The following is a 16331-nucleotide window of genomic DNA, read 5'->3' as shown; positions in this document are numbered from 1 at the left end:
ATGAAAGATAGCATCCATTGGATTCAATAAATGTGCGCCAATTTTAAATCTTTAACCTTATCACAACTACAGCAATTGGGTTTGCCACAAATTCCATTTGAATATCTGGAAGAGGTTTACCCAAGTTATAAAACTCCGCTATTGTTTCAATCTGAACATGGGTTGGAGTGGCGAGAGGTATTGTTCGGTTTGGTGCCGAAATGGGCTGAGGATGTTAGTCCCTCTAAGCGTACTTATAACGCTAGGCATGAAACTATTTTTGAGAAGCCAAGCTTTCAGGATGCGGCTTATAAATGTAAGTTTGGTGTCATTCCAGTCACTGAGTTTTATGAAAGTAAATATATTGAAAATAAACCACAACGATGGGGTGTGCGGCGTAAAGACGGCAAAGCCTTTTTTATTGCCGCAATTTATGAAATTTGCAAAATCAATAATGAAATTATTCGTTCCGCTGCCATGTTGACGATGGACGCAATAGACCACTCTATGATGAAAGAGTTTCATGAACTTGGTGATGTAAAACGATCAGTTGTCGTCATTCCGCATGAGCGTCTTGATCATTGGCTAAGCTTAAAACAGCCGCATCAAATGACTGAATTTATGCAGGGATTTCCAGTCGAAGAGTTTGAGTGCTCACATGTACCTAAGGTAAAACTAGAAAAGCCAACACCTCAGTTGAATATGTTTGATCTTTTTTAAATATAAAAAGGGCTTCTATTCAGAAACCCTTTTTATATTTTATAAATTAATGATTAAGATTGTTAAAAATATGCTTCAAGCTATCCATCATTTTTTCAATCTGTAAAGGGGTTAAGCCTTCAAATGATTGTTCAAGAACAGCGCTAGTCAAATCATTGATTTTATGTGTCATTTCATTACCCTTTTCAGTAAGGATGACCCGTGTTATACGCGCATCATCTTCACATGAATAGGTGTTAACCAAGCCTTCGTCCTTAAGACGATAGACAATCTTTGTGGTCGTAGACATTTTGGATACGACCATATCAGAAAGATCAGATACGCTGGCATTCGGTTTAGATTTTAAAGCAAGTAAAATGCGACGACGAGAATTATCCAAGCCGTACTTTTTCAGGACTTGATCGACCTTTTGCACGTGTTGTGAATAAACCTGAGTTATCCAAAAAAAAGGAAAGTTTTCTAAGGTGAAGTCATCGGTGGTAGGTAAAAACTTCGCATACTTTTTAGTCATATGTGATTCCAGATATTTATTTTTATATTGCTTAATTTTATGTGAAACATGACATATTAGGCAATATAAATGTGATTAGATTTTCAAAATACAGTTTGTGTATCTGAAGTGACTTGATGACGAGTTACACCCGAGGGAGTTTAAATGGCTGCTCTAGGTCTAAATGAGTATGGTTTTGGTGCAAATTAAGAATGCACATTAAGGGTAGATAAAAGGTCAATCCTGTTCCTTTTGTCATAGCAACCAATCCTGTAAATAAATCTGGGTTGAATAGGCAATTCATTTACCATACATATTGAGTAATAAATAAACTGATATTCCATATAAGTTTTTCATTTTAGTATAAAAAAATGTTTTGAAAACTGGCTTTGTTTACAAAACATTTCTGTCATTTAAAACATTAATCTAAAAAAAAGATATATTTAAATGATAAATAATTAATAAAATCAATAATTTGATTTAAAATTAATCCTTAAGCAGGTTGTGTTAAATTATTTATGACTATTCAGTTTTTTTGTTTTGTTACAATCAACTCGACCAATGTATTTGAATTGTATCAATGGATGATATTTTAATCTTTCTTTAAAATCAAATCTAATAAGTTGATTTTGTAAAAAAAATTAAAAAAGTAATTACAATGCAAAAAGAGTATGCATAATAAAACCATCTATTGTTAAAAAGAGGTTTTACATGGATCCGTCGCCGTGCAGGTCTAGCTTATTAAAATTTTGCCTTGAGTTAATCGAGGTGCGTCAATAATGGAATTCTTATTAGATCCAGGAATTTGGGTTGGCTTACTTACCCTAATTGTATTAGAAATTGTTTTAGGTATTGATAACCTAGTCTTTATTGCCATTTTGGCAGATAAACTTCCACCAGAGCAGCGCGATAAAGCGCGTGTTATTGGTCTTTCTCTCGCATTGATTATGCGTTTGGGGTTGTTGTCCGTTATCTCGTGGTTGGTGACTTTAACCAAACCGCTCATTCAAATTGCCGATTTATCTTTCTCAGGGCGTGACTTAATCTTGCTCTTCGGTGGACTGTTCTTGGTCTATAAAGCGGTGACCGAGTTACACGAGAAAATGGAAGGCAAACCTGAAATTAAATCAACATCTTCAGTTGTATATGCTGGTTTCTGGGCAGTCGTAGCGCAAATTATTGTACTTGATGCGGTCTTTTCTCTAGATTCGGTCATTACTGCCATTGGTATGGTAGATAATATTTATGTGATGATGGCGGCGGTAACTATTGCAGTAATTGTGATGTTAATTGCATCTAAGCCACTCACTAGCTTTGTAAACCGTCACCCTACAGTTGTTATTCTGTGTTTAAGTTTCCTATTGTTGATTGGTATTAGCTTAATTGCGGAAGGATTCGGTTTCCATATTCCGAAAGGTTATATTTATTCGGGTATTGGTGTGGCAATTTTGATTGAAGCCTTTAACCAATATTCCAAGCGCAATGTGGCGAAACATGAATCTAAGATTCCATTGCGTCATCGTACCGCAGATTCCATCTTAAAATTAATGGGTGGAAAGGTTGAACCTTCTCATATGGATGCCGAGCAAATTGAAGCTCAGGAAGCCTTTGCAGCTGAAGAGCGCTATATGATTGGTGGAGTATTAACTCTGGCAGAGCGTTCAGTGGCTTCAATTATGACGCCTCGTAATCAGATTTCATGGATTGATTTAAATGATACTCCTGAAAAAATTCGGGAGCAGGTACTCGCAGTGCCACATAGTTTATTTCCCGTCTGTCGCGGCAGCTTGGATAAAGTCATTAGTGTGGTGCGTGCGAAAGAATTACTTGATGTGTTGGATGATGATGAAGAAGCATTAAAATCACTGATCAAACGCCAACGTCCAATTTTTATCTTTGAAAAGATGAAAGTGATTGATGCGATTAATACGTTAAGAACATCAAAAGGTTCATTGGTTCTGGTCACAGATGAATTTGCCAATGTAAAAGGCTTAATTTCTCCACTAGATGTTTTTGAGGCAATTGCAGGTGAATTCCCTGATGCTGATGAGCAATTAGACTTGGTCAAAATTAATGATCAAACATGGAAAGCTTCTGGCATGTTGGATTTATATCAACTTGAGCTTGAACTCGGTGTTTTTGATTTAGTTGAAGATGATGCTGGTTATATGACTGTAGCTGGTCTGATTCTGGATAAGGCACAAGGCGAAGTTCGAGTTGGCACGCAGCTTGATTATCAAGGTGTGCATTTTGAAGTTACTGAATTAGACGAAAATCGCATAAAATTCGTGACAATCATTTATCGCCACTAAGTCATGTAATGATGAAAACGCCCGAACAATCGGGCGTTTTTTATGGAATAAAAAGCCATCAAGCTGGATTGGAGATAAAGGCAGCTTGATGGGGAAAACTAAATATAAAGTTGCTGTTCAATTAAATCCCAAATATTACGATGTGATTTGCGGAACATTTGCATATGACCAATGCTTTTGTGTTGAAATTGCTTTGGTTTAAGTTCAATCATCGCCGTTGCAGCATTTGGGTAAAGGTCGAGTAGTGCTTGAACATTGGGGTGAGTTGCAATTTCATCGTCTGATGCCCAAATTGCAGTAATGGGGCAAGTAATCTTGCTATGGTAATCAGGGAGTCGTTGTTTCTTTACCGCATGCATCACATAACCTTGTGTACCACAAAATTCAGCCCATTGCTTTGCAACATTTTTGGGGAGGTTTTCACCCATTCCAATCATTTTGGTGGCGCCAAACCCTTTGAGTTTGCTCGAAATTGGGAAAATGACATTGAACATAATGGGTGCAAGGAATTTGGTTTTACCTTTTAAGCTGCGGACATGACCTGTTGATCCCGCAACAGCAATGATTTTGGCGACTTTGTTGTAATTTGATGAAATACCAAGGAGTTGTCCACCCGCGCTATGGCCAAGGAGAATCACTTTTTCGGCTTGAGTTTGTTCTAACAGACAATCAATTGCGGCTGTAATATCTAATTGCCCCCAATCGACAATGGTTGCTTCAGATTGGTGCAATGGGCCATGCAATGAAGCGCCAATTCCTCTAAAGTCAAAACACATGACAGTATGTCCAAGACTATTTAGCCATTCTGCATAAGCGTGATAAAACTCTTTCACGATCCCAGTGGCAGGGCAAATCAGAATGGGGAAGGTTTTGTCGGAATTTATTTGATTTTGATAGAGTTTTGCACTTAATTGATAGCCATCAGCACATTGTATTTGAATCGATTGAGGTTGAGTGTTCATAAGCACTATGTATTTGCTGTTTTAGATTACTTTAACCAAGTTCTAAAAAGAAACTTATTAAAAGTATGACTTAGAAGTCAGAAAATTCATATTTAAGAAGGGTAAGGAGGGGCGGTGTTTGATCATTTTTCAATTGCTATGAAATTGGCAATTCTTTTTAGTGGTGTGTATTTGTGGTTGGGTATGTTAACAGGGGTTTGGAAATACTGGCAGATTAGACATTCTACTCAGGCAAGAGCACATTATTATGTGGATATCGCGCATAGAAGTAGCTTGTTGTATGCATCTGCAAGTTTGATTTTGGCTGTGCTTGCTGAGTTTTCTATTTGGTCAGAAATGTGGAATCTGACTTTTGTGGTTATTAATTTGATTTTCTTTAGTGCATCAATATTGAGCTATGTGTTGCATGGTTATTTAAAAGACACAACGAATCAATTTAAAGTACCACATCAATTGGGTAATAAGGTTCTACCACGAACGATGATGACTTTAGCAATGGTTTTACTGGTGGTAGGTGAACTGTTTGCGACGGGAATGTTAGTGCTAGGTGCGGGACTTAATTTATTTTAATTATTTATATACTTTTTTAAAGATGGATGAATAATCATCCATCTGTTCAATCGAAATTCTTAGACTTTTTCTGGGCACGGACTTTTTGATCAATGACAGCCCAACTGTAAAATGCTGCAGAGACGAAAAGAGCGTATGCAAAATATTCGGCTTTCAGATGCCCTTGAATAAGTCCGTGAAAAAGCAAAGTCAGCATAAGTGCCACAGTTGTACTTAAGTACGTGACCATATTCTTGTTTGCTTTTAGAGCGTTAATGAAGACTTGCTTGTTGAAATGTAATGATAACATCTCCATCCCTCCTATGAATTTGACCTAAACCTAAGTGTTTTGGTCGGATTGGTTACTAATGTTGTACTTCGAATTAAAGGGTATTTCAATAGCTAATACCGTTATTTTTTCATTAAATTTTCACTAATATTGAAATTTGTATGGTGAACTGTTTATTTTATGAATGATTCATATTTTGTTAGGTAATAATTATGTATACATATTTCTATGATCAAATCTGTAACCTATATGATGATTCATAACCCTAACACTTAGCCTACTTCTATATTGAAAAAAGCTTAATAGTGCTTAAGTCGTATAAAGCAATAATTAGACCAACAAGGTTAAATTTGAGGAAAGAGGGGTAACTAGGGCTGGAGTTTGGACATGCAGGGCATGGTATTGCATGGCTGCGAAAAGTAAACAATAAAAGTTGATTTGGGTAAAACCGACATTTATTGGTCACATCTAAAATCTAATTTGGGTAAAATTGGATTTTAATTACAAATTGAAAACTTATTTTCTAAATTTGTCGCAGATAAGAGCAATAACCAAGACCAGCAAAGATGGGATTAACCATGCAAGATTTTGTTCATTTAATGGTAGATGTTGAACAAAGTCTGGTAAGAAAGAATTGAGTTCTGCTGCTTTTAAACCTTCCAAAATTCCAAAGATAAAAGCGATTGCAGTTACTGGTGCAATAATTGCTGGAGGATTTTTCCAGAATTTTGCGAAGAAACTAAGCATGATTACCACAATTGCAGGTGGATAAATCGCACATAGCACAGGAACCGATACCGCAATTAGTTTAGTCAAACCTAAATTAGAGATCAGGAGTGAAAAACCAACAAGAACGAATACAAAAATTTTATAAGGAATTTGAGTCAGTTCAGAGAAGTATTCTGCACATGCACAAGTCAGACCAATTGCAGTCACCATACATGCAAGGAAAATCATACCCGTAAGGAAGATTGAACCTAAGTCACCAAAAGCATGTTGCACATAAGCATGCAAAATAACAGCGCCATTTGCTGCATTTGGTGCGACTTCATGACTTCCAAGTCCGAGTTTAAACAAACTGAGATAAACCAGTGTTAAACCAACACCAGAGATAAGACCAGCGATCACAGCGTATTTTGTAACTAACTTTTTGTCAGTAACACCGCGTGAGTGAATGGCATGAATAATAACAATACCAAATACCAGAGCGCCAAGCGTATCCATGGTCAGATAGCCATTTACAAAACCTTCGGACACTGGGCTGCTTGCATAATTATGAATAGCAGGGGGAATGTAACCCGCAGGGATTAAGAATGCGGCAATACCCAGTACGGCTAAAGAAACAATTTTGATCGGTGCGAGGAAGTGCCCCACGGTATCCAATAACTTGTTTGGATAAAGTGAAACCAGCGTCACTATTGCAAAATAGATAATGCTGTAAATTAGCAAGCTATTTGGCGAAGTACCAAAATATGAGGAAAATCCAATTTCATAAGAAACAGTTGCTGTACGTGGTGTAGCGAAGAGTGGACCTACAGCCAAATAACAGACAATGGTTAAGATTAAACTGGCAACTTTACCCAGTGGAGAGCTGAGCAGTTGAATTGAACCTTCTACACGTGAAAGAGCAATAATGGTAATTACAGGTAAACCCACTGCGGTGACCAGAAAGCCAGCAGCGGCTAGCCAAACATGTTCACCCGCTTGTTGGGCAACAATAGGAGGAAAGATAATATTACCTGCTCCAATGAATAGAGCAAAGGTCATGAAACCCAAGGCAATAATATCTCTAGTACGAAGATTCGTCATTTGGAGAGATGCATTGACTAAAAAAGGGCGATTTTAGTAGAAAAATAAGGACTTGGGAAAATTTTTTATATGTAATATGAATTTTTTTTATACAAACTTTTGTGTAGTTTAACTAATGGTTGAATTATATGGCTGAAAATTGATGAAAAATTACTAAAGAGTCTGTTTAGAAAATTATAAAAAAGTTAGATGGGGGAGGTATTGTACATTATTTGGGAGTCTTCATTTTGATATTGTGAAAGGCATCTTGATTTCTGAGGTATCACTCGCAACATTTTTAAATGAAAAGGCTTATAATGCCTGCATCATTTAAGAGGGTGAGAATATGCTGGCTTCTTCAGTAGTGATTAAAACTGAGCAAGATATTGAAAAATTGCGTGTGTCGGGGCGTATGGCTGCACAAGTTTTGGCAATGATTGGTGAGTATGTTAAGCCTGGAGTCAGTACTGAATATCTGGATGATATTTGTCATGATTATATTGTAAATACCTTAAATGTAACGCCTGCAAATATTGGTTATTACGGTTATACAAAAACAACCTGTATTTCCCCAAATGAAGTTGTTTGTCATGGTATTCCATCTGCAACCCGTATTTTACAAGATGGGGATATTATCAACATCGATGTTGCGATTATTAAAGATGGTTACTTTGGTGACACGAGTCGCATGTATTATGTGGGGAGTATTAAGCCAGAAGCTAAAAAACTGGTCGATACTACGTATGAGGCCATGTTGGCAGGAATTAAAGCAGTTAAACCCGATGCAACATTAGGGGATATTGGTTTTGCTATTCAGTCCGTTGCACAGCGCGAAGGGTTTAGTATTGTTAAAGATTATTGTGGTCATGGTATAGGTAAAGTTTATCATGAGCAGCCAAGCATCCTGCATTATGGTAAACCAGGTCTAGGTTTGAAGCTTAAAAAAGGCATGGTGTTTACTATTGAGCCTATGGTCAATATCGGTCGTAGTAGCGTAAAAGAACTTCAAGATGGTTGGACAGTCGTTACTGTAGACAAGTCCTTGTCTGCCCAGTGGGAGCATATGGTTGCAGTCACAGATACAGGGTTTGAGTTATTGACGCCTTGGCCAGAAGGGACTGGAGATTATCCAGAAATTAAGTGACCACTCAATTAAATCGAATTTAGACTTAAGTCTAAGTTTTTTGTTTGTTCGCGAATATTAATAGTTAATTTCGATCTTTGTTTTGCTTGAGTTATAGTTTTTCTGGGGTGTGTGATTTTTGAGCGAAAATATTAATCGTTTTTTTGTCTTTGATCGAATTAAGATCGGTCTATAAAATGCACTCCAAGATTCTCGCTGTAGTTTCTTATTTCAAGCTTATCCTCCTCGGATAAGCTTTTTTTTACCTTTTTTATCTTTACTTATGTTTGTGTGCTAAATGCTCCACTAAGTAATCAATAAAAACGCGTACAGCAGGAAGTTGCCCTCTGCGAGATGGATAGACTGCGTGGAATATGCCATGAGGTGCTTTCCATTCTGGTAAAACGCGCACGAGTTCTCCAGTTTTAATAAAATCTTGTGCAATCGAATCTGGTAGTAAAGCGATGCCGCAGTTTTGTCGGGCCAGTTGTGCCAACATCATTAAGTCTGAACCCATGACAACAGGATTCACCTTGATTTTCTTTTGATGATTCTGGTTGTCATGGACAATAATTTGCTGATCAAGATGTTCATCAACCATACTTAAAATATGGTGATGAGCTAAGTCTTCGGGTTGTTTAAGCTCACCAAATTCATTGAGATAGGCCTGACTAGCAAATAGATGTTGTTCAATTAATTCAAATTTTCTCAAGATAAGACTAGGATCGTCATCCAAATTTGATCGGACACGAAGGGCTAAGTCTATACCTTCATTAATCACATCGACCCGACGATTACTCACCAGAAGTTGAACCTTAATTTCTGGATATTTTTTGAGGAAGTTTGGCAAGATCTTGGTCATTTCATTCTGAGCAATCGAGACGGGTAGACTCACTTTAATCACCCCGCGTGGCTCTACACTTAAATGATCCACCAAATCATGGGCTGCCTGTGCAGCGTTCATCATGACCTGAGCATGTCGATAGACATTCATGCCAATCTCAGTCACGGCAAAATGACGTGAACTGCGTTGAATAAGTCGTACGCCAAGGTGTTCTTCTAAATTATAAACGCGACGACTGAGTTTTGATTTAGGAATATCTGTAGCACGTTCTGCCGCACTAAAGCCTCCATGTTCAACCACTAACGCAAAGCAATAAAAATCATCGAGGTCAGATAACATTTATAATTCCATTTATGCAACAATTTCTAAAATTTAGAGTTAATGTTGCATATTGTCAATTTTTAATCGTGAGTCTTTCATGTAATTTTGCTGTTGAATCTATTAGACTGCAATTAAGTGATTACAGTTGAAAAAAATGTACCAACAAATTATTGAAATAGATTCAGCAGAAAGCAATATCAGTTGTCCAATTTGTCAGCAGGCTGTTGTAGATTGGGCGCAAGAGCAATATATCCAGCCGTGTGAACATACGTTGTTTATTGCAATGGATTTGGGATTTGAGTTCGTATCAGATTCTTTTGAAGAAAAAATGCCCCGTTCGGTGGATGAAATTCATGATGATGAGGTGGCGAATATATATGAAGAAATTCAGAAAGTTGATTTTGAGGGTGCCATTCTGGTGCGTTCAGAATTGGGTGTAGAAAATATGTATCGATATACTGGGTTTTCGTCTGAATTATAAAAAACAGCTCCATCAAGGAGCTGTTTTTTTAAGGATTAACCTTCTATTTCTTCTTCAATGTCATCATCTGCTGTATCCATGCCGAGTTCTTTCAGTTTGCGTGTTAGCGTATTTCGCCCCCAACCTAAAAGCTCAGCAGCATGGCGTTTACGACCACGGGTCTGTTGTAGTGCAGCATTAATGAGTGTGCGTTCAAACATTGGTGTCGCAATATCAAGAATTTTCATTTCACCATTTTTGAGCTTTTGAATTGCCCATTGACCCAGTAACTCATCCCAGTGATGCAGTGAAATACGGTCAAAATTAGAAGTGGTCGCGTGTTCTGATGCTTTCTCAATCGGAATTTGTTTCAGTTCAGAAGGAAGATCTTCTGGGTAAACTTCACGACCTGTAATCATGACCGTAAGCCAGCGACAGGTATTTTCCAATTGACGCACATTACCTGGCCAAGGAAGTTGCTGCATATACTCTTGTGTTTCTAGGCGTAAAATCTTCGGACTGACCCCAAGCTCTTTACCTGCACGTGCAAGAAAGTGTTGTGCTAGCATCGGAATATCTTCACTACGATGTGCAAGTTTTGGAATATGAATGCGAATGACGTTAAGACGGTGATATAAGTCTTCGCGGAAACGTCCTTCATTCACTAATTTTTCGAGGTCTTGGTGTGTTGCTGCCACAATACGGACATCGACCTTAACAGGGATGTGACCGCCGACGCGATAGAACTCACCATCTGCCAAGACACGTAATAGACGTGTTTGGGTTTCGAAGGGCATGTCGCCAATTTCATCAAGGAATAACGTACCGCCATTGGCTTGTTCAAAACGACCTTGGCGTTGTGTGTTGGCACCGGTAAAAGCACCTTTCTCATGACCGAATAGTTCAGTTTCTATTAAGTCTTTTGGAATTGCTGCCATATTTAAGGCAATAAATGGCTTACTACTACGTGGTGAATGGCGATGTAGTGCATGTGCAACTAATTCTTTACCTGTACCAGATTCACCATTAATCAATACGGTAATATGTGATTGTGATAAACGCCCAATGGCACGGAACACTTCCTGCATGGCAGGAGATTCACCAATAATTTCTGTAGATTGAATAGGTGATACGGTTTTTGCAGATTCTTGTTGTTGTAGTTTAGTGATGTGCAAAATTGCACGATTGACTAATGCTAGTGCTTCATCAATATCAAATGGTTTGGGTAAATATTCAAAAGCACCCGTTTGATAACTAGACACTGCTGATTCAAGATCGGAGTGTGCTGTCATAATAATGACAGGTAGGTCTGGATAGTTGCTTTTAACTTTGGCTAAAAAAGTCAGACCATCAATTCCCGGCATACGAATGTCAGTAAGAATGACATCAGGTGCGTCAGTTGCCAGTTGGTCTAAAGCAGATTGTGCTTCTTCGAAGCTAGTAACATCAAAACCTTCTTCTTTGAATGTTTTTTCTAGCACCCATCGCATGGCGCGATCATCATCAATTACCCATATTTTATTTCGCGACATGGTTAGACTCCCAAGGTAAATATAAGCTAAATACTGTTTTTCCAGGAACAGATTGGCATTCAATCATTCCGTTATGTTGGTGCATAATGTTTTGTGCAATACTCAGACCGAGGCCAGTACCTTTGGCACGACCAGTCACAAGTGGGTAGAACACGGATTCCAAAATTTCTTCTGGAACACCCGGCCCGTTATCTTCAATATCAACACGAACCGCAGAGCGATTCAGTACACCATTAATGGTGACAAGACGTTGAATTCGAGTTCTTAAGACCAGTTCTGGTTGATGTTCGGTAAAGAAATCCTTATTTTCCATCATGGCTTGTACGGCATTAACACTAATGTTTAGCATGACTTGAATCAGTTGATCACGATCTGCTTTGACTTCAGGTAGTGATAAGTCGTAATCACGTGTGATCTTGATTTTCTTTTTGGTCTGGTTGGCAATGAGTGAGCGAACACGCTCTAAAGGTTCATGTACGTTGACTGGCTCATAACTTGGTAATTGACGAGAACCCAACATGGTGTCCGCAAGGTTACGAAGGCGATCAACTTCACTAATAATAATGTCGGTGAATTCTGAATATTCTGGATTGTTTAAACTACGGGCTAACAGTTGTGTTGCACCACGAATTCCGCCTAAAGGGTTTTTAATTTCATGTGCCACCCCACGGATCAATTGTCGTGCGACTTGATGTTGCTGAATCAGGTTTTCTTCTTTGGAAATTTTCAGCATCCGATCAATCGGATTAAGCTCAATTAAAAGTAAAGGGTGGTAAGGTTTACCAGCATTGAGTTGTGAAACCGTGTAATCCACATGAATGTCTTTAAAGTTGACGTTAATGGTAGCTTCACGACGTGTATACGGTTGACCCGTTGCTAAAGTGTTAAATAATGCTTCTTCTGTATTAAATTCATCGTTTGGCATATGCAGCAAATTTAAGACGGGTTGTCCATTTGCTCGTAATAAACTCATATCAAACAAAGATTCACATGATGAGTTTAAGTAAAAAATATTAAGTTTACTGTCGACAAGCAAAATCGCGGTGGTCAAATTGTCCACCAATACGCGATAGTCGATAGTATGTGGCTGATCCATTAGCGAGGGTATCCTGTATTAAAATGGCGCAATGGCATCTTCAAAAAGCAATTAATAGTCCAATATTGGAACGCAATTGATGCATATTAAGCAAAATGCACGCCAACTTTAAATCTAGGGTGTCAAAATTGAACCTTTATTAAAAAAATGCGCTGAAATTGGACTTTATTAAAATTGTAAGCCGAAGATATAAAGTAATTAACTTTTAAAATGTATCAAAATGGTGCAAATGTAAATATGTAAGGCAAACAGTGGATTAATTTTGGTGCATTACACAAAGAGTCAGCTTCCCACCTATTTTTATCAATCGAAAAGTCTTACAATACGCGGATTCTAGTGGAGCGCAGATTCATGAAGTCCCCCAAAGTCGGTTTTGTTTCTTTAGGTTGTCCTAAGGCATTGGTAGATTCTGAACGAATTTTAACTCAGTTAAAGACTGAAGGTTATGATGTAGCATCAGATTATGATGGTGCTGATTTGGTTGTTGTTAATACCTGTGGTTTTATTGAATCTGCAGTACAAGAATCATTGGATGCAATTGGCGAAGCAATGAGTGCCAATGGTAAAGTTATTGTGACAGGTTGTTTGGGCAAAGACGAAGATAAAATTCGTGAAATGCATCCAAATGTCTTAAAAGTCACAGGGGCAGCAGCTTATCAGGATGTTATGGAAGCGGTACATGAATATGTTCCAGCACCGCCAAAGCACAATCCTTTTATTGATTTAGTGCCAGAGCAAGGGATTCGTTTAACCCCGAAACACTATGCGTATTTAAAAATATCGGAAGGATGTAACCATCGTTGTACCTTCTGTATTATTCCAAGTATGCGTGGCGATTTGGTTTCACGCCCAGTCGGTTCTGTTTTAGAGGAAGCGGCTGCGCTTAAACGCGCTGGTGTAAAAGAAGTACTCGTTATCTCCCAAGATACTTCTGCTTATGGTGTAGACACCAAATATAAACTGGATTTCTGGAATGGTCAGCCAGTTAAGACCAAATTCTATGACATGTGTGAAGCCTTGGGCCAATTAGGGATCTGGGTTCGTTTGCATTATGTTTACCCATATCCACATGTGGATGCTGTTATTGACTTAATGGCTCAGGGTAAAATTCTACCGTACTTAGATATTCCTTTTCAGCATGCCAGTCCGCGCATCTTAAAACTGATGAAGCGACCAGCTCATAGTGAAAATACATTAGAGCGCCTAAAATTGTGGCGTGAAAAATGTCCTGAATTGGTGATTCGTTCAACATTTGTGGTCGGTTTCCCAGGCGAAACTGAAGAAGATTTCCAAATGTTGCTGGATTGGTTGAAAGAAGCGAAGTTAGACCGTGTTGGTTGCTTTACTTATTCACCAGTTGAAGGGGCTACGGCTAACGATTTGCCAGATCACGTACCTGAAGAGATTAAACAAGAGCGTTATGAACGTTTTATGGAAGTTCAGCAGGAAATTTCAGCCGCTAAGTTACAAAAGCGCATTGGTCAAGTCATGACAGTATTGGTTGATGATCTTGAAGATGAGTTTCCTGTTGCAGTTGCACGCTCATATGCGGATGCACCTGAAATTGATGGAAACGTCTTTGTAGAAGATATTGATAAAAATCTGATTAAACCAGGTGCTCTGCTTGAAGTTGAAATTACCGATGCAGACGAATACGACTTGTTTGCCAAGTTGATTCAAGTGAAATCAGCTTAAGTAAATCCATATATAGAAAAATACAGATTAAGTAAATTTGGAGTTTGGAATGTCAGATTCAAAGAATCCACGCTATTCACGCATTTTGCTGAAACTTTCAGGTGAAGCACTTGCGGGCAACAAAGACATGGGTATTGATGCACAAGTGCTAGATCAAATGTCTTTATCTATTGCACATTTGGTCGGACTTGGTGTGCAAGTCGGTATTGTTGTCGGTGGTGGTAACTTATACCGCGGTAGCCAGCTACAAAAAGATGGCTTGGTTGGTCGTGTAACAGGTGACCAAATGGGTATGTTGGCAACTGTAATGAATGGTTTGGCAATGCGTGATGCATTGGTACGCCGTAACATTAAAACACGTTTAATGTCAGCATTGCCAATTGGTACTGTGGTGGAATCTTATTCTAGCCGTGATGCCATTCGTCACCTGACTCAAGGTGAGGTATGTGTATTTGTTGCAGGTACGGGTAACCCGTTCTTCACGACAGATACTGCAGCTTGTTTACGTGGTATTGAAATTGAAGCTAGCCTTATCTTAAAAGCCACTAAAGTTGATGGTGTCTATAATAAAGACCCAAGCAAATTTGATGATGCTGTTAAATATGACAACTTAACATTCGATCAGGTATTGGATGAAAAATTGGGTGTTATGGATTTAACAGCGATTTGTTTGTGCCGTGACCATCATGTACCACTTCAGGTATTTGATATGAACAAATCTGGTGCGTTACTTTCAGTGGTTATGGGTGAAAAAGAAGGGACTCACGTTACGAACTAATGTACGTGAGCCAGAAAGCTCTTTATACTACACACTATTTTAGTAATGATATCTTTTAGAATTAAGTAAGGAAGATCATATGATTAACGATCTTAAAAAAGACGCAGAAGACCGTATGAACAAGTCACTTGACTCGTTGGAACATGGTTTTGCAAAGGTTCGTACTGGACGAGCGCATCCATCCATTCTGAACGGTGTAATGGTTCCTTACTATGGCTCTGATGTGCCTTTAAATCAGGTTGCCAATGTCGGTGTTGAAGACTCTCGCACACTATTGATTCAGCCATTTGAACGTACAATGGTTGCCGCAATTGATAAAGCGATTCGTGAATCAGACTTGGGTTTGAACCCTATTACTGCTGATGCGATTCGCGTGCCAATGGCAGCATTGACTGAAGAAACACGTCGTGACATGCAAAAAGTTGCACGTAACGAAGCTGAAAATGCGAAAGTAGCAATTCGTAATATCCGTCGTGATGTGTTGGGTGATATCAAAGCATTGTTGAAAGAAAAAGAAATTTCTGAAGATGATGAGCGCCGTGCAGGTGAAGATATCCAGAAAATCACCGATAAATTCGTTGCTGAAGTTGAAAAACGTCTAGCTGCAAAAGAAGCTGAATTGATGAAGGTCTAAAATTAATGACCACATCTGAAGACGCTACACATCTTCCAAAACATGTTGCCATCATTATGGATGGCAACAATCGTTTTGCCAAAAAAATGCAAATGCAAAAGGGTGCGGGACACCGTGAAGGTAAAAATGTCCTAGATCCAATTGTTGAGCATTGTCGAAAAAGAAAGATTCAGGCTTTGACCGTTTTTGCATTTTCAAGCGAAAATTGGAACAGACCTCAGTATGAGGTGGATTTGCTGATGAATTTGCTGGAAGAGACAATTCATGAGCAAATCCCGCGTATGGAAAAATTTGAAATCGCTTTACGATTTATTGGTGATCGTTCACGCTTGTCTTCGCATTTGCGTGAGTTAATGTTGCATGCAGAGCAAAGGACTGCTAAGTTCACTCAAATGACTTTAACCATTGCGGTAAGTTATGGTGGCATGTGGGATATGGCGCAAGCTGCACAGAAAATTGCTCAAGAAGTTAAAGCTGGTAAGCTTGAAGTGGGACAAATTAATGCTGATCTGGTAGGACAACATATTAGTATGTCAGATTTACCTGCTGTAGATTTACTCATTCGTACAGGTGGGGATTATCGACTGTCGAATTTCTTGCTTTGGCAAGCAGCGTATGCAGAATTGTATTTTACTGAAACTTTATGGCCTGAATTTGATGTGCACGAGTTTGATCATGCACTTGAGGTTTTTGCAGGGCGTGAACGTCGTTTTGGTAAAACATCTGAGCAAATTCAACAAGATAAATTTGAGAATTAAT

General features: G+C 38.6%; 16 protein-coding genes. 9 read left to right on the top strand and 7 right to left on the bottom strand.

The features are described 5' to 3' along the window. Positions 1-30 precede the first annotated feature (30 nt). Positions 31-699 (top strand): SOS response-associated peptidase, encoded by a 669-nt coding sequence (locus tag E0H82_RS14355; protein ID WP_131265425.1) that lies wholly within the window; start codon positions 31-33, stop codon positions 697-699. A gap of 46 nt (positions 700-745) precedes the next feature. On the opposite strand, the gene E0H82_RS14350 is transcribed toward E0H82_RS14355, so the two are convergent. Then, complete coding sequence (locus E0H82_RS14350) at positions 746-1210, bottom strand: MarR family winged helix-turn-helix transcriptional regulator (RefSeq protein ID WP_131265424.1); 465 nt, start codon at positions 1208-1210, stop codon at positions 746-748. A gap of 758 nt (positions 1211-1968) precedes the next feature. Between E0H82_RS14350 and E0H82_RS14345 the strand changes: the two genes are divergently transcribed. Beyond that, complete coding sequence (locus E0H82_RS14345; RefSeq protein ID WP_131265423.1) at positions 1969-3501, top strand: TerC family protein; 1533 nt, start codon at positions 1969-1971, stop codon at positions 3499-3501. Positions 3502-3599: 98 nt separating this feature from the next. Here E0H82_RS14345 and E0H82_RS14340 read toward each other — a convergent pair whose 3' ends face one another. Then, positions 3600-4463 (bottom strand): alpha/beta fold hydrolase, encoded by an 864-nt coding sequence (locus tag E0H82_RS14340; protein ID WP_116758980.1) that lies wholly within the window; start codon positions 4461-4463, stop codon positions 3600-3602. Between the two features lie 138 nt (positions 4464-4601). Here E0H82_RS14340 and E0H82_RS14335 point away from each other — a divergent pair, with 138 nt between their 5' ends. After that, positions 4602-5033 (top strand): hypothetical protein, encoded by a 432-nt coding sequence (locus E0H82_RS14335; RefSeq protein WP_131265454.1) that lies wholly within the window; start codon positions 4602-4604, stop codon positions 5031-5033. Between the two features lie 46 nt (positions 5034-5079). On the opposite strand, the gene E0H82_RS14330 is transcribed toward E0H82_RS14335, so the two are convergent. Then, on the bottom strand, positions 5080-5322 hold the full coding sequence (locus tag E0H82_RS14330; protein ID WP_016167708.1) for a hypothetical protein: 243 nt from the start codon (positions 5320-5322) through the stop codon (positions 5080-5082). Positions 5323-5817: 495 nt separating this feature from the next. Beyond that, positions 5818-7110, bottom strand: a complete 1293-nt coding sequence (brnQ, locus tag E0H82_RS14325) for a branched-chain amino acid transport system II carrier protein (protein ID WP_131265422.1) — start codon at positions 7108-7110, stop codon at positions 5818-5820. 325 nt (positions 7111-7435) lie between these two features. Between brnQ and map the strand changes: the two genes are divergently transcribed. After that, the gene (gene map, locus E0H82_RS14320; protein ID WP_131265421.1) at positions 7436-8233 is read left to right on the top strand and encodes a type I methionyl aminopeptidase; all 798 of its coding nucleotides are present in this window, start codon (positions 7436-7438) and stop codon (positions 8231-8233) included. Between the two features lie 256 nt (positions 8234-8489). Here the strand turns inward: map and E0H82_RS14315 are convergent, their stop codons facing one another. Then, entirely contained in the window at positions 8490-9395 is a 906-nt protein-coding gene (locus E0H82_RS14315) for a LysR family transcriptional regulator (RefSeq protein WP_131265420.1), read from the bottom strand. Between the two features lie 136 nt (positions 9396-9531). Between E0H82_RS14315 and E0H82_RS14310 the strand changes: the two genes are divergently transcribed. Then, the gene (locus E0H82_RS14310; protein WP_131265419.1) at positions 9532-9858 is read left to right on the top strand and encodes a hypothetical protein; all 327 of its coding nucleotides are present in this window, start codon (positions 9532-9534) and stop codon (positions 9856-9858) included. A gap of 35 nt (positions 9859-9893) precedes the next feature. On the opposite strand, the gene glnG is transcribed toward E0H82_RS14310, so the two are convergent. Both glnG and glnL read right to left on the bottom strand, forming a co-directional pair. After that, positions 9894-11369: a nitrogen regulation protein NR(I) gene (gene glnG / locus E0H82_RS14305; protein ID WP_131265418.1), complete on the bottom strand. Its 1476-nt coding sequence runs from the start codon at positions 11367-11369 to the stop codon at positions 9894-9896. Beyond that, a complete protein-coding gene (gene glnL / locus E0H82_RS14300) occupies positions 11356-12465 on the bottom strand; it encodes a nitrogen regulation protein NR(II) (RefSeq protein WP_131265417.1) in 1110 nt (369 codons plus the stop codon). The genes glnG and glnL overlap by 14 nt, the downstream gene beginning before the upstream one ends. 351 nt (positions 12466-12816) lie before the next feature. Here glnL and rimO point away from each other — a divergent pair, with 351 nt between their 5' ends. The 4 genes from rimO (at position 12817) to uppS (ending at position 16330) form a co-directional block, all read left to right on the top strand. Then, positions 12817-14160: a 30S ribosomal protein S12 methylthiotransferase RimO gene (gene rimO / locus E0H82_RS14295; RefSeq protein WP_131265416.1), complete on the top strand. Its 1344-nt coding sequence runs from the start codon at positions 12817-12819 to the stop codon at positions 14158-14160. 49 nt (positions 14161-14209) lie between these two features. Then, positions 14210-14938 (top strand): UMP kinase, encoded by a 729-nt coding sequence (pyrH, locus tag E0H82_RS14290; RefSeq protein WP_016167716.1) that lies wholly within the window; start codon positions 14210-14212, stop codon positions 14936-14938. A gap of 79 nt (positions 14939-15017) precedes the next feature. Further along, positions 15018-15572, top strand: a complete 555-nt coding sequence (frr, locus tag E0H82_RS14285) for a ribosome recycling factor (RefSeq protein WP_116758987.1) — start codon at positions 15018-15020, stop codon at positions 15570-15572. Between the two features lie 5 nt (positions 15573-15577). Continuing rightward, entirely contained in the window at positions 15578-16330 is a 753-nt protein-coding gene (gene uppS / locus E0H82_RS14280) for a polyprenyl diphosphate synthase (RefSeq protein WP_131265415.1), read from the top strand. The last annotated feature ends 1 nt before the right edge of the window (position 16331 follow it).

The sequence above is a fragment of the Acinetobacter sp. ANC 4910 genome (genome assembly GCF_004331035.1).
GTDB lineage: Bacteria > Pseudomonadota > Gammaproteobacteria > Pseudomonadales > Moraxellaceae > Acinetobacter.
Note: the sequence above shows the minus strand (reverse complement) of the source record. Positions and strands in the feature narration are given on the sequence as shown.